The organism is Nonlabens antarcticus, assembly GCF_015356755.1.
Classification (GTDB): domain Bacteria; phylum Bacteroidota; class Bacteroidia; order Flavobacteriales; family Flavobacteriaceae; genus Nonlabens; species Nonlabens antarcticus.
In genome coordinates this window covers 263,721-276,651 of the sequence record NZ_JADFCO010000063.1, presented here as the reverse complement: position 1 = coordinate 276,651, position 12,931 = coordinate 263,721, and the positions used below count along the sequence as shown (strand labels likewise).

The window sequence follows — 12,931 nt, the reverse complement described above, 5'->3', positions numbered from 1 at the left end:
CTTTTTTTGTACCATACTGTTTCGTAATGAAATGGCGATACACTAGTAATTTAATGTATCGCTATTTCAGGACGAGACACTTTAAGCAATCCTAAAAACAATGAAAGTATCAATACAAATAGGCGAGACATTTTCACGTTTTTGAGTAAGAATAATGTTCTATACTTTGCAAGCATAAGACATCAAGGCCTAGGTGGGCTTGATGTTTTTACAATCTCTACAAATAACGATGTTTCTATGAGTGACGTAATCAATTTGGGAAAGCCGATTATTACAGCTTACGATGATTTCAGATTTATCGTGAATGACGATACTGAACTGGGTTATTTCAGTTCTAACCGTGCTGGCAGTAAAGGAGGTAACAAAATTTATTGGTTTGTACAGTTAGAAGACTTGCGGATTATGTGTGAGGTTTTAGTTACTGGAACACTGGATTCTAATTCAGGGGAACCGTTATTGGGAGCTCTGGCAACCATTATGGAAGCTTATAACAATCAGGTGGATCAGGTTACGACTAGAGAAAACAAAAATTATGTATTCAAATTAGAATGCGTCAAGCAGTAGTTCGTTCGCGCATCTTTAGATCTATATACTCCAGATGATGAATTATTTACAACGCCACCTACTAATGATTTTATGGATATTGTTCTGTATTTATCAAGTTCTAAAATTCTTGTATTAGAATGTGATGACATAGCCAGAGTTCTAGACTTTAAGAAAATCTATTTTGATTTTGCTAAATCAAACACCAGATCTGACGCTGCTAATGAACTGGATATAATCCAAGTGTTCCTTGAATTATATCCAGCATTAAAAATTGACATACTCTCGCATACAGGTAGCCGTGTAAATGATGCTTATAACGACGAGTTTTCTGAAAGAAGAGCACAAGTACCAGAAATTGATTAAGAGGCAAAGGGCTCGATACAAATCGAGTCACTGATCAGGTTTATGATGAGCGCCAGTTAGTGAATGTGTGTGCTAATGGTGTGAATTGTACACCGACAGATTTCCAGCGGAATCGTAGATCTGAGATTATAGTTTCAGGAATGGATCAATATTAAGATTGCCCATAGCTATTTAAAAAGCACAAACAAGAATACAAATAGGCTTCCATATGGAAGCCTATTTGTATCCTTGCTTAAAGATTTATTGATCGCTAATCTTATCAAATTCCGACACAAAATGGAATTTGATACTTGGGTATTTTTGCTGAGTCATCTGTAATGAAAAAGATGAATCTGCAAAAAACACGAGTTGGTTACGTTTGTCATGTGCAAGAAATTTAGCTTTTACACGCTTAAAGTCTTTGAACTCATCAGACTGCTCGTCTGCGGTATCTACCCAACAAGCTTTGTGAACGCTGAGGTTCTCATAAGCACACGTCGCGCCGTATTCATGCTCTAAACGGTATTGAATTACTTCAAATTGAAGAGCACCTACAGTCCCTATAACCTTTCTACCATTGAGTTCTAAGGTGAACAACTGCGCTACACCCTCATCCATCAATTGGTCGACCCCTTTTGCAAGTTGTTTAGACTTCATTGGGTCTGCGTTGTTAATGTATCTGAAGTGTTCTGGTGAGAACGATGGAATTCCTTTATAATGCAAATTCTCTCCAGAGGTGAGTGTGTCTCCTATTTTGAAATTCCCAGTATCATGCAATCCTACAATATCACCAGGGAATGATTCATCTACAATTTCCTTCTTCTCTGCAAAAAATGCATTGGGACTGGAAAACTTGAGGTTTTTTTCTAACCTTACGTGTTTGTAAGCTGTATTTCTTTCAAAAACACCACTTACAACCTTTATAAAAGCAAGGCGGTCACGGTGGCGTGGATCCATGTTTGCATGAATTTTAAATACAAAACCACTAAATTCTTTTTCGTCAGGTTGAACCAGGCGTTCCTCCGCTTTCTTAGCTCGAGGTGCTGGTGCCACCTCGATAAATCCGTCTAATAATTCCTTCACTCCGAAGTTGTGCAGCGCACTCCCAAAAAAGATGGGTTGCAATTCGCCTTCTAAATATTCTTCTCTATTGAATTCAGGATAAATTCCTTCAACAAGTTCAATTTCCTCACGTAAAGTATCGGCAGCTTTTGCGCCCACTAGCTCATCCAGTTTAGGGTCTGCAAGGTCCGTTATGGAAATTAGATTTTTTCTTTGTTTGACAGAATCGCCCGTAAAAAGGTTGACATTCTTTTTTCTAAGGTTGTAAATTCCTTTTAGATCATATCCCATTCCTATTGGGAAACTCATGGGTGTTACCCTTAAATGTAGCTTTTGTTCGATCTCATCCATCAGGTCAAAAGCATCTTTACCCTCGCGATCCATCTTATTTATGAAAACTATGATGGGAATCTTGCGCATGCGGCATACTTCTACGAGCTTTTCAGTTTGCTCCTCAACACCTTTAGCAACATCGATAACAACGATGACGCTATCCACTGCGGTTAGGGTTCTAAAGGTATCTTCTGCAAAATCTTTGTGACCTGGTGTATCCAGGATATTGATCTTCTTATTATCGTATTCAAAAGCAAGGACAGAGGTGGCTACAGAAATCCCACGTTGCCGCTCAATCTCCATAAAGTCACTGGTAGCACCCTTTTTAATCTTATTGGATTTTACAGCTCCAGCCTCTTGAATCGCCCCACCATAAAGGAGTAGCTTTTCAGTAAGCGTGGTTTTCCCGGCATCTGGGTGAGATATAATCCCAAAGGTTCGTCTGCGGGCGATTTGATCCTTGAATTTCATAGATAATTTTAATGAGTGCAAAAATACGTTTTAGCTATCGTTTCCGTGGAATGCTGGGGAGTTTTTGCAATCATAAGAGGGCACAAACTAATTTTTTTGTAAGACTTCCTTTTGTATTTTTGAGACTGAAATAAAAATAGTGGAAGAGAAAGTAATACTGGTAAACGAGAAGGATGAGCAGATAGGCTTGATGGAAAAAATAGAGGCTCATAAAAAAGCGCTTTTACACCGGGCGTTTTCTGTTTTTGTGGTTAATGATAAGAACGAGATCATGTTGCAACAGCGGGCTCTAGAAAAATATCATTCTCCGGGATTGTGGACCAATACCTGTTGCAGCCATCAACGAGAAGGCGAGACTAATATTGAAGCTGGGAAACGCCGTTTGATGGAAGAAATGGGTTTCAAAACCGACCTGAAAGAGCTGTTCCATTTCATATACATAGCTCCTTTTGATAACGGTCTTACAGAGCATGAATTTGATCACGTGATGGTAGGAAGTTATAATGGCGAACCGGACTTGAATCCTCATGAGGTCGCTGCGTGGAAATGGATGACCGCTATTGAAATTAAAAATGATATGGAGCGACAACCTGAAATATACACAGAATGGTTTAAGATCATTTTTGATAAGTATTACAAACACATATCATGAGAATAACAGCCTACAGAAAAGCCCATTTTAATGCAGCACATCGTTTATACCGAAAGGACTGGAGCGATGAAAAAAATCTATCAATTTTTGGAAAATGTAGCAACCCACATTATCATGGACACAATTATGATCTTGAAGTAGGGGTTACTGGCGAGGTGGATCCAGAAACGGGTTTTCTCATAGACTTGAAAATATTAAAAGACATTATTGAGCATCACGTAGAGGATGCGCTGGATCATAAAAATCTTAATGAGGAAGTTTTAGAATTTAAGGATCTAAATCCTACTGCAGAAAATATCGCTTTTGTGATCTATAATAAGATTAAAGAACAACTGGATCCTAAATATGATCTAGAAGTGAAGTTATTCGAGACGCCACGTAATTTTGTGGTCTATAAAGGTAATTAATGAACTGGTATCCCCTAACATTTCAGCCTATTTACAAGGAAAAGATCTGGGGTGGCAGTAAATTGAATTCACTTAAAAAAGTTCATCCCTTCATTCCTAAATTGGGCGAAAGCTGGGAAATTAGTGATGTAGGAAACGATATTTCCATTGTCGATTCTGGAAGTTTTAAAGGGAGGTCTTTAAAATGGTTACTAGAAAACCACGGCGAGGAAGTGATGGGCAAACGCATATTTGAACAATTCGGGACACAATTTCCCCTTTTGATCAAATATATCGACGCCGCTCAGGATCTATCCATCCAGTTACATCCAGATGATGCCATGGCGCGCGACAAGCACAATAGCTCCGGCAAGACAGAGATGTGGTATGTGATGGATGCCGTTGAAGGTGCAACATTGACATTAGGTTTTAAAGAAAATTGTAAAGAGTCCGCTTTCGCGAAAGCGATACACAACAACAATCTTCCTGCATTATTGAATTCCCAGAAAGTAAAAGAGGGGGATGCGTTTTTGATAAAACCTGGATTTATACATGCGATAGGATCAGGTATTATGCTTGCAGAAATCCAGCAAAGCAGTGATGTGACCTATCGGGTTTATGACTATGACCGTCGTGATGATAAAGGCAAACCCAGAGATCTCCATATAGAGCAATCCATCGCTGCGGCAGATTATTCCAAGGCAGAGAATTACAAACTCGCTTACAATTTTCAAGAACAAGGCGTGCAAGAATTAGGGCGATCTGATTATTTTCTAGCTGATATTCTTCAATTTGAAGGACAAGAACCTATTGATTTACACCCTAGGGACAGCTTTACGATCCTCATGAACGTGGGTGATGATTGTGAGTTAGAGCAGGATGGAATGATTTATAAATTCAGTAATTCTCAAACATATCTTATTCCTTCAGTACTGACAAATTTATCTGCAAGATGCTCTGGCAATGGGAAATTGTTAGTGGTGCATTTGTAGCGTTAATATTCACTATTTTTGCAATCTAAAATTAAATCATGGCAAGTATTAGAGATCTTAAGCAAGACATCAATTATGTTCTTGGAGATATCATAGAGGCAGCATTAATCTCACAAGCGGTTAATCCAAAAAGCGATGCAGCAGCATCAGAAAAAATCATCGACGACAGCATCGCAACATTTGACGATCTGATTGCACGTGTAAACGATAAAAAAGTAGAAAAGAGAGCAGCTCACTTACAAGCAGTGCGCGCAGACCTTGAAACTAAAGGTTCTTCCCTTATCGAGCGTGTGAACGAACTCTAGAGTTCTTTCAAGTCTTTTATCAATTCAGACAATTCTTTCCCGTAAAGACTTGTCTGAATTTTTTTTGGCATTTGATTATAAACGCTGTCTAATAGCTCTGGATTTGTATCAAATCCTTCTTGCACCAAGATATACGGTGCCACTTCTTTATCTTTATTTACGGTCGCAAAGCTCAAGGCATACAAAACACGCTTGCGCAAATACTTATCGTAATCTACATCCAGCTGCTCAATATCTTCTTGAGAGGGGGATTCTTGTTGTTGCAACGTCATGCTACGTTTCATCAGTTCTGTATAGGTTTGATTTAATTTCTCTATGTTGCCGTTAAACACATTTAGGATCTCCTGATTTTTAGAACCTGTAATCACTGCATCATTTTCAAACTTTTCCAAAGTAGTATTAATACTCATAATAGTATCCTGTGCAAAAAATGTAAGTCGGTCATCATAGACGGTTCCATCTTTTTTATCTAGGTAGAGATATAATATTTGAGGTTCCTCAATAAAAGTAGTTAGTGAGAATTTACCGTCGCCGTCAATTTGTACACTGTCGAGATTTACAAGAACTGAATCTTGAATTTTCTGGAGAATGAGTTTACCTACTTTTAGACCTTTTACATTACCGTTAATGGTAAGATTGTTAGAAGTATCCTCTGTGCAGGACGAAAATATAATCAGGCTCAAAATGATATAAATACAGGTTCTCATAGCTTTTTTTTCAGAGTGCAAATATGCGTGTAAACTTTTAAACTTTTAGGCGGTTGCAACAATTTGCATCAATATGGTACAAGCAATAGCACCCACAGTCCCTACCACATATCCAAAAACGGCAAGAAGAACCCCTACTGTTGTTAAAGATGGATGAAACTCTGCCGCAACTACAGGTGCGCTGGCAGCACCGCCTACATTTGCTTGACTTCCTACTGCAAGAAAGAAATAAGGAGCCTTAATTAATTTTGCCATGAGAATCAACAATCCTGCATGAATGGCCATCCAAACGATACCTACAAGGATTAATAGTGGATTTTCTAATATGGTACTTAAGTCCATATGAACACCTATCGTTGCCACTAGTATGTAAATAAATATACTACCGATGCGAGAAGCGCCAGCACCTTCATATTTTTTAAGAGGTGTATAGGAAAGGATGATGCCTATTACTGTTGCTATAGAAATCAACCAAAAGAATTTACTAGTCAAGAAACTCAAATAAATATTATCTGCTACTGCTGGGTTGCTATCCATCATATCTCCCAGATAATCTCCTGTAAATCTCGCAATTGCGACCGCGCCAAAACCTATTCCCAAAATGACCATCATATCTGTAAAGGAAGCTTCTCGTTTCACACTTTGAGAATAAGCATTTACTTTTTGCTTGAGTTTTTCAATGGAACTAACGTCAGCGCCAGTCCACTTATCAAACCTTGCGGAAGAACCTATTCCTAGAAGAATCATAGCCATCCAGAGGTTTGCCACAATAATATCTACCAGTAACACACCTCCAAATAATTCTTGATTGTAACCATAGACCTCTAACATGGCAGCTTGATTTGCGCCACCACCTATCCAGCTTCCAGCGATGGTGCTCAATCCACGCCATATAGCATCTGCACCAGTAGCGTCAAACGATTCTGGACTTATGGAAATAAAAATCATCAAGGCAATGGGTCCACCTATGATGATTCCTACACTTCCAGTGAGGAACATGATTAACGCTTTGGGACCCAGATTAAATACCGCCTTTAGATCAATGCTCAAGGTCATCAATACTAATGCTGCAGGTAATAGGTATCTGGAAGCCATTTGATAAAGTGAAGATGATTTCTCTACCAGCACGCCATCTTCCAGTTCTTTCCATTCCGTTCCTATAATCCCAGTAGAACTCAAAATAGAGGGGATCAAATAGCACATTAATAATGCGGGAACGTACTTGTAAAATTTGCCCCAAAAGCCAGTAGTTTGAGAAGAGGTATAAAACACAAAACCCAGCGCTATCATTAATAGTCCAAAAACAACCGAATCTTCCGTGATGAATGGTGCTGTGTCAACGAGTACTTCTTGTAATATCATATTGTATTGAAATGGATAGTCTGCCAAAATACAACTTTAGGCCCGATCGTCCATTCTCAATTAGAATAGCATTTGAGGAAATATTTTTATGGTGTGAAACTTAGGTTACACCGCTTTCGCGAAAGCGTACTTGTAATAATCTTAATGCTTTACAAAGGAAATGATCGATTCAATGAGTTCTGGATGTAATTTGAAACTAGGGTCCGTATAACTTTTTGCAGCCATGATATCATCTTGACCTACTTTCTTGAAAATGTGGTTCATGTTTTCAATGATAACCAACTTAGATGCAGGCAATGCAGCGTGTAATTTTTCAGCTTGATCTACATTAACTTGACGATCTCTGGTGCCATTGATAATCAGCACTGGAATTTTCACATCTTTAATGATTTCCTTAGGATTATAAGCCATCCAGGATTCCATAAAAGGTTGAATTTCTGGACCCAGCATTGAAGCCAGAACCGGGTTTACATCAGAAACCAGTGAGTCCTGAGAGCGCATTTGTCTAAAAACCTTCGCAGCTTCTTTATCCAGTCCAGGGGCCTGTGCCGCGATTTGTTGCACCACAATAGCATCGATCTCATCTGCTGCGCCACCAATGGAAATAAAGCCGTCAATACTCTCATCTATGGCGAGCATTGCTACTAGCGAGCCTTGACTGTGACCTGCAAGAATGATTTTAGAAAACCGTTGATCACCTGCAAAGTTTGCTACCACCGATTTTGCATCTGTAACAAAATCATTGAAAGAAACATCAACTTTCATGCGACGTTCCTTGAGCATGGTAAAAGTGCGTTTGTCAAATCTATAGGAAGCAATTCCAGCCGAATCTAAAGCTTGCGCCAGTTGTTTGTGACTATCATTTCTGGTCATCATAGAATTCCCGTTGCGATCGTTAGGACCACTTCCTGTAAATAAAATGACAAGTGGCACCTTTTTATCTATTGCTGGGATTAGTAGAGTTCCCTTAATATCATCATTGATATCAATCTGAGTAGCTTTAGAAGTGCTTGACTCAGAATTATTCATTTTGAAGGTATTCTGGGCAAATGCAAAAGCAGGAAGTAATAGGAAAATGAGAAATCTATTCATGATTTAGTTTTTTGAAAACAAGATAACTGTAAATAGTGCTGAACAATACTATGACAATCGTTATGCCAAGAACAACGAAAAGTATGGCGAAATTTGACAGCAGGAAACAGGATAGAATGATCAAAAAGCCAGAAGCTATAAAAACCCAAGCGCCTACTTGATGTGTTTTGCGCCATACCGTTTCATTCTCTAAAGTCCATGGAGTGCGAATTCCTATAAAATAATTGGGCTTCATTGCAGGCATGTAGTTTCCCAGAAATATAAACATCAACCCTGTTAGTCCATAGAGCCAGTTGACCGGAGCTTCTGTAGAATTACTCGTGGAGATAAAAATTATCCCACAAGAGAGTACGGTCAAGAACAAGGTCAACGCCATGCGCACATAGGTGTACTTATTTTCCATTTTGTGGAACTGCTTTTTGGAATCAAGTTTTGGAAAATATTTAAACAATAAGTACAAGGACACATTCAGCACTAAAGGGATGATCCATAATTCAGATTTATGACCATATCTATCTGCATTTCCACTGGCATCAAAATGCATGGGAACTTGATCTGCCACAGAAGTATAAATCCCAGCCAGGTACAACAGTGGAATTAAAGTGAGAATGATAAGGACAGCCTCCGTTGTTTTTGAAGTTTTCATAGGTTAAGATTTTAGTTTTAAGATCCACTGGAGTAAATCGTCCATCACTGTGGTGTTGATAGAATAATTAATGAATTGACCTTCTTTAGTTCCCGTGATCAAACTTGCTCTTTTGAGCAGATCGAGATGATGTGAAATACTAGGTTTTGAGATATCAAAATGATCTGCGATCTCGCCAGCATTAAGGTCCTTATCCTTGAGGATTTCAAGAATTTCTCTTCGGGTAGGATCGTTCAAAGCTTTAAACAGCGGATTCATTACAGTTAGTTATTTAGTCAAATATCTAAATACTTTTTGAAATCCTGATCTTGAAGTACATTTATTTTATAAGGAATTTTTAAGTGAGGGAGAAAGTAGAAAGACGATCAGGTTACCATTAAAAAGGGATAGTACTGAAGCCGTAAAATTTTAAAGTTTGAGTCGATTGGCTAAACTTGAGCCAGACGTCAATATTTCACTGTATCTAAAAACAGAAGCTTTTCAGTATCTTTTTTCGAATCTGTATTAAAATTGAAAGATTTTCAAAATAGAATAGAGCATCTACTATTGAAATAAATGATCATTAAGCAAATATTTTTATCAAATATGAACCTTAATTGATAATCCTTTTAAGGAATATTAAATATGTGAATATTGAGATATCACTGATTTTCAAAGTTGAAACAACTCATCAGGCCTCAGCTAAGAATATCAAACCTAGATGTTGTGTATCGGCGGTTGAACTGTTCGCTTTTATCTTTTCATCTCATGAAGATTGACAATTGAAGGAGGTTCTAATTTTAGAAAACACTTACCTCTTAGAAATCTTATTGTGACTAATCGCTCGCTGGCGGTTGCATTTAAATCGGTCCATTTCTGGATCACGCAGTGCGACATGTTTTGTAGGTCTGTCCTGAACGCGTGCCCGCCACATTCTGAAGCTGCTGGCTTTCATCTGGTCCCGCATAATTTTAATCACTTCGCTTTCAGAAACACCGAATTGGAATTCAATAGCACTAAAAGGCGTGCGGTCTTCCCAGGCCATCTCGATAATGCGGTCGATAGAGCGTTCGTCTAGGTCTTCAATAAGTTCTTTTGCTTTGGCCATATATTAATAGTCGATTCACTTGTTATTAGTTTACAAATGCAAAGTTAAGAACAGCTATCGATGACTTTTCTAAACGTCAGGTTAATGCGCGGGTGGATCTGGTGTTTGGTTTTTGCTACTTGGTGCTTATAAGTATGTTGTGTTTCTCCTGCCATAAGCAGTAGACTTCCGTTTTGTAATGGGAATTTATAGCGCCACTCTTTGTTCTTGTTATGCCGCAAGTGAAAAAATCGTTCCTGTCCCAGACTGATGGAAGCAATTACAGGATTGCGGCCCAACTCCTTCTCATTATCTGCGTGCCAGCCGTTAGAATCGCTGCCGTCGCGATAGAAGTTGGCTAGACAAATATTAAACCGGTAACCCGTCGCTTTTTCCACATCTTCTTTGATGGATTTCATAGCGGGAGACCATTCGAGTGCTTTGAACGCGATCCCACTATAACTGTATTCCATTTGGTCATCGCCATACAACTGCGTCAATCGTGGTTCATTATAGGTTTTTCCAAACACGGTGATCTCGTTTTGCCGCCATGGAATCTCTTGTTGCAGGGTGCTGAAGAGTTGTTCCGCTTTCGCGAAAGCGTAAAAACCTCCGTCATACTGCACGTCAGCATCAGGGAACCCGAGATTGATAAACGAATGTAATTTGTTATGCATGCATACTAAAATAAAGAAGTTCGCTAGCGTTGAAAGTAGGCTAGAGCGTATCTTGCTACACATTCAAAAATAAGATATGTATACTTCTCGAATAGCTGGAATGGGAAAATATGTTCCAGAAAATATAGTGACAAATGATGATCTTGCCGGGATCATGGATACAAATGATGCCTGGATCCAGGAGCGTACGGGAATTAAAGAACGTCATCACATTACAAAAGAGGACGATAATACGACTGCAACAATGGGTGTGAAAGCAGCCAAAATCGCGTTAGAACGTGCTAAAATATCTAAAGATGACATAGACCTGATTGTTTTTGCCACATTATCTCCAGATTACTATTTTCCAGGTTGTGGCGTTCAAGTACAGGAATTGCTAGATATCCATACGTGCCCAGCGTTAGATGTTAGAAATCAGTGTAGTGGTTTTATTTATGGACTTTCTGTGGCAGATCAGTTCATTAAGACTGGGATGTATAAAAATGTTTTAGTCATAGGGTCTGAAAACCACAGTGGCGGACTGGATTTTTCCACTCGTGGTAGGAGTGTGAGTGTAATCTTCGGCGATGGAGCGGGAGCTGCTGTCTTAACCAGATCTGATAAGGAAGGTCACGGTATTCTTTCCACACACTTGCACAGTGAGGGAAAACATGCACTGGAACTTTCGTTACGTGGACCTTCTACAGAATACTGGGTGCCGCAGATTTTAGAAGAGAATCCGCAAGAAGACATTCCTTACTTCCCTTATATGAACGGGCAATTTGTTTTTAAAAACGCGGTGGTTCGATTTAGTGAAGTTATTATGGAAGGGTTAAAAGCAAATAATCTGGAGGTTGCTGATATAGATATGTTGATTCCGCATCAAGCCAACTTACGCATCTCTCAATTTATCCAGAAGAAGTTTCAATTACCCGATGATAAGGTCTACAATAACATCCAGAAATACGGGAATACCACTGCGGCATCTATTCCAATCGCGTTGACTGAAGCCTGGGAAGAAGGCAAAATAAAGGAAGGAGACATGGTTGTTCTTGCCGCTTTCGGTAGTGGATTTACCTGGGGAAGTGCTGTGATTAAGTGGTAGTGTTTTAAAGGCAGCCCATTTTCATAAGGGTAGCTTTAAAGCTACCCTTACGAAATGTGTGATTCTTAAACTTCCCACTGACTCTCCACGGTTCCATTATTATGGTGCTCCTTTTGTTTTTTAATATAGGCAGTGATCATATCAACATCTTTGGGGCTGACGCTGAATATCCCATAACCGCGCTGCCATCTAAACGGTTCTAAAAACTCGTGATTTTCATTAAGCCATTTTGAACTAGAGCCTTTTATTAAATGAACCATCGATGATATCGTAATTTTACTGTTAGGTTTTACAAGCACATGTATGTGGTTTTCCGTTCCATCGACAATAATTGGTTTGACTTTAATTTCCTCACACTTATTCCAAATACAACCATATATCCCATAATGAAGAAGAGAAGAAATTGTATTCTCTCTATATTTCGTTCCGAAAATGAGATGGTAGTAAACTTGTATGTCATTTCTTGACATACAGCAATTTAGTTATTTGTTTTCATAAGGGTAGGCTTAAGCCTACCCTTATGAAAAATCGAGAGTTTGACGGTTGAATTTTCTTACATGATTTCCGCTCGTGTTACTCTAGCTCCAATATTTCTATAAAAAAGAAAAACAAAATCCCGAGCCTGCAAGCTCGGGATTTCTAGTAACCAAATAATAACACTAACCATTAGCTATGAGTTATTTGGCTATTGAATTGCGGTTTGACAACCGTCTTTTATCAAATAAATCAATGAAGGTTCATCACTTCCTTCAATAAATAGACGAGCGAAATTTCGTATTGTTACAGTCTGAATATGAAATTATGTCTAAAAAAACACTTGTTTTAGGAGCGTCACTTAAAGAAGAGCGTTATTCTAATGTCGCCATCTATAGACTCAGAAAATATAACATTGAAACTGTAGCGATAGGTTTAAGATCTGGAATAGTAGATGATGTAAAAATCCATACAGAACTAGTGCCTTTTACTGATATTGATACCGTAACGCTTTATTTAAATGCGCAGCGGCAGGAGGAATACTACGACTATATTTTAAGTCTTAAACCTGGCCGTGTGATATTCAATCCTGGTACAGAAAACCCATCATTTTATAAAATGTTGCAGGATCAGAATATTGAAGTTGAGGTGGCGTGTACATTGGTGATGCTGGGAACGAACCAGTATTAAAAATAAAGAGCACCGCTAGAAGCTTTATGTTGCGATAGTTGAAA

17 protein-coding genes are annotated in these 12,931 nt (G+C 38.7%); 8 read left to right on the top strand and 9 right to left on the bottom strand.

Annotated elements, in window-relative coordinates; translation table 11 throughout:
* Nucleotides 1-141 precede the first annotated feature (141 nt).
* On the top strand, nucleotides 142-564 hold the full coding sequence (locus IQ282_RS05655; RefSeq protein ID WP_194850875.1) for a hypothetical protein: 423 nt from the start codon (nucleotides 142-144) through the stop codon (nucleotides 562-564).
* A gap of 72 nt (nucleotides 565-636) precedes the next feature.
* Entirely contained in the window at nucleotides 637-909 is a 273-nt protein-coding gene (locus IQ282_RS05650) for an OmpA family protein (protein ID WP_194850874.1), read from the top strand.
* 240 nt (nucleotides 910-1,149) lie between these two features.
* On the opposite strand, the gene IQ282_RS05645 is transcribed toward IQ282_RS05650, so the two are convergent.
* Complete coding sequence (locus IQ282_RS05645) at nucleotides 1,150-2,754, bottom strand: peptide chain release factor 3 (protein ID WP_194850873.1); 1,605 nt, start codon at nucleotides 2,752-2,754, stop codon at nucleotides 1,150-1,152.
* 136 nt (nucleotides 2,755-2,890) lie between these two features.
* On the opposite strand from IQ282_RS05645, the gene idi reads away from it, so the two are divergent.
* From idi to IQ282_RS05625, 4 genes are read left to right on the top strand one after another with little or no spacing between them, the layout of a single operon-like run.
* Nucleotides 2,891-3,406: an isopentenyl-diphosphate Delta-isomerase gene (gene idi, locus IQ282_RS05640; protein ID WP_194850951.1), complete on the top strand. Its 516-nt coding sequence runs from the start codon at nucleotides 2,891-2,893 to the stop codon at nucleotides 3,404-3,406.
* Entirely contained in the window at nucleotides 3,403-3,813 is a 411-nt protein-coding gene (locus IQ282_RS05635; protein WP_194850872.1) for a 6-pyruvoyl trahydropterin synthase family protein, read from the top strand. Before idi ends, IQ282_RS05635 begins: the two co-directional genes overlap by 4 nt.
* Nucleotides 3,813-4,784: a type I phosphomannose isomerase catalytic subunit gene (locus IQ282_RS05630; RefSeq protein WP_194850871.1), complete on the top strand. Its 972-nt coding sequence runs from the start codon at nucleotides 3,813-3,815 to the stop codon at nucleotides 4,782-4,784. Before IQ282_RS05635 ends, IQ282_RS05630 begins: the two co-directional genes overlap by 1 nt.
* A gap of 38 nt (nucleotides 4,785-4,822) precedes the next feature.
* On the top strand, nucleotides 4,823-5,089 hold the full coding sequence (locus IQ282_RS05625; protein ID WP_194850870.1) for a hypothetical protein: 267 nt from the start codon (nucleotides 4,823-4,825) through the stop codon (nucleotides 5,087-5,089).
* Here the strand turns inward: IQ282_RS05625 and IQ282_RS05620 are convergent.
* The 7 genes from IQ282_RS05620 to IQ282_RS05590 all read right to left on the bottom strand — a co-directional run bounded on the left by IQ282_RS05620 (nucleotide 5,086) and on the right by IQ282_RS05590 (nucleotide 10,639).
* The gene (locus tag IQ282_RS05620; protein WP_194850869.1) at nucleotides 5,086-5,796 is read right to left on the bottom strand and encodes a DUF4369 domain-containing protein; all 711 of its coding nucleotides are present in this window, start codon (nucleotides 5,794-5,796) and stop codon (nucleotides 5,086-5,088) included. The two genes, IQ282_RS05625 and IQ282_RS05620, sit on opposite strands and share 4 nt — an antisense overlap.
* A gap of 45 nt (nucleotides 5,797-5,841) precedes the next feature.
* The gene (locus IQ282_RS05615) at nucleotides 5,842-7,158 is read right to left on the bottom strand and encodes a DUF819 family protein (RefSeq protein WP_194850950.1); all 1,317 of its coding nucleotides are present in this window, start codon (nucleotides 7,156-7,158) and stop codon (nucleotides 5,842-5,844) included.
* A 141-nt stretch (nucleotides 7,159-7,299) separates the two neighbouring features.
* On the bottom strand, nucleotides 7,300-8,250 hold the full coding sequence (locus IQ282_RS05610) for an alpha/beta hydrolase family protein (RefSeq protein WP_194850868.1): 951 nt from the start codon (nucleotides 8,248-8,250) through the stop codon (nucleotides 7,300-7,302).
* A complete protein-coding gene (locus IQ282_RS05605) occupies nucleotides 8,243-8,896 on the bottom strand; it encodes an SdpI family protein (protein ID WP_194850867.1) in 654 nt (217 codons plus the stop codon). The genes IQ282_RS05610 and IQ282_RS05605 overlap by 8 nt, the downstream gene beginning before the upstream one ends.
* A gap of 3 nt (nucleotides 8,897-8,899) precedes the next feature.
* Entirely contained in the window at nucleotides 8,900-9,154 is a 255-nt protein-coding gene (locus IQ282_RS05600) for an autorepressor SdpR family transcription factor (protein WP_194850866.1), read from the bottom strand.
* Nucleotides 9,155-9,686: 532 nt separating this feature from the next.
* Nucleotides 9,687-9,983: a TIGR03643 family protein gene (locus IQ282_RS05595; RefSeq protein WP_194850865.1), complete on the bottom strand. Its 297-nt coding sequence runs from the start codon at nucleotides 9,981-9,983 to the stop codon at nucleotides 9,687-9,689.
* 44 nt (nucleotides 9,984-10,027) lie between these two features.
* Nucleotides 10,028-10,639 carry an alpha-ketoglutarate-dependent dioxygenase AlkB family protein gene (locus tag IQ282_RS05590; RefSeq protein WP_194850864.1) on the bottom strand — a complete coding sequence of 204 codons (612 nt, stop codon included), beginning with the start codon at nucleotides 10,637-10,639 and terminating at the stop codon, nucleotides 10,028-10,030.
* Between the two features lie 76 nt (nucleotides 10,640-10,715).
* Between IQ282_RS05590 and IQ282_RS05585 the strand changes: the two genes are divergently transcribed.
* Nucleotides 10,716-11,723 (top strand): 3-oxoacyl-ACP synthase III family protein, encoded by a 1,008-nt coding sequence (locus IQ282_RS05585; RefSeq protein ID WP_194850863.1) that lies wholly within the window; start codon nucleotides 10,716-10,718, stop codon nucleotides 11,721-11,723.
* A gap of 65 nt (nucleotides 11,724-11,788) precedes the next feature.
* On the opposite strand, the gene tnpA is transcribed toward IQ282_RS05585, so the two are convergent.
* Nucleotides 11,789-12,193, bottom strand: coding sequence for an IS200/IS605 family transposase (gene tnpA, locus IQ282_RS05580; protein ID WP_194850862.1), 405 nt, complete (start codon nucleotides 12,191-12,193; stop codon nucleotides 11,789-11,791).
* Between the two features lie 331 nt (nucleotides 12,194-12,524).
* Between tnpA and IQ282_RS05575 the strand changes: the two genes are divergently transcribed.
* Nucleotides 12,525-12,887 carry a CoA-binding protein gene (locus IQ282_RS05575; protein ID WP_194850861.1) on the top strand — a complete coding sequence of 121 codons (363 nt, stop codon included), beginning with the start codon at nucleotides 12,525-12,527 and terminating at the stop codon, nucleotides 12,885-12,887.
* Nucleotides 12,888-12,931: the final 44 nt, after the last annotated feature.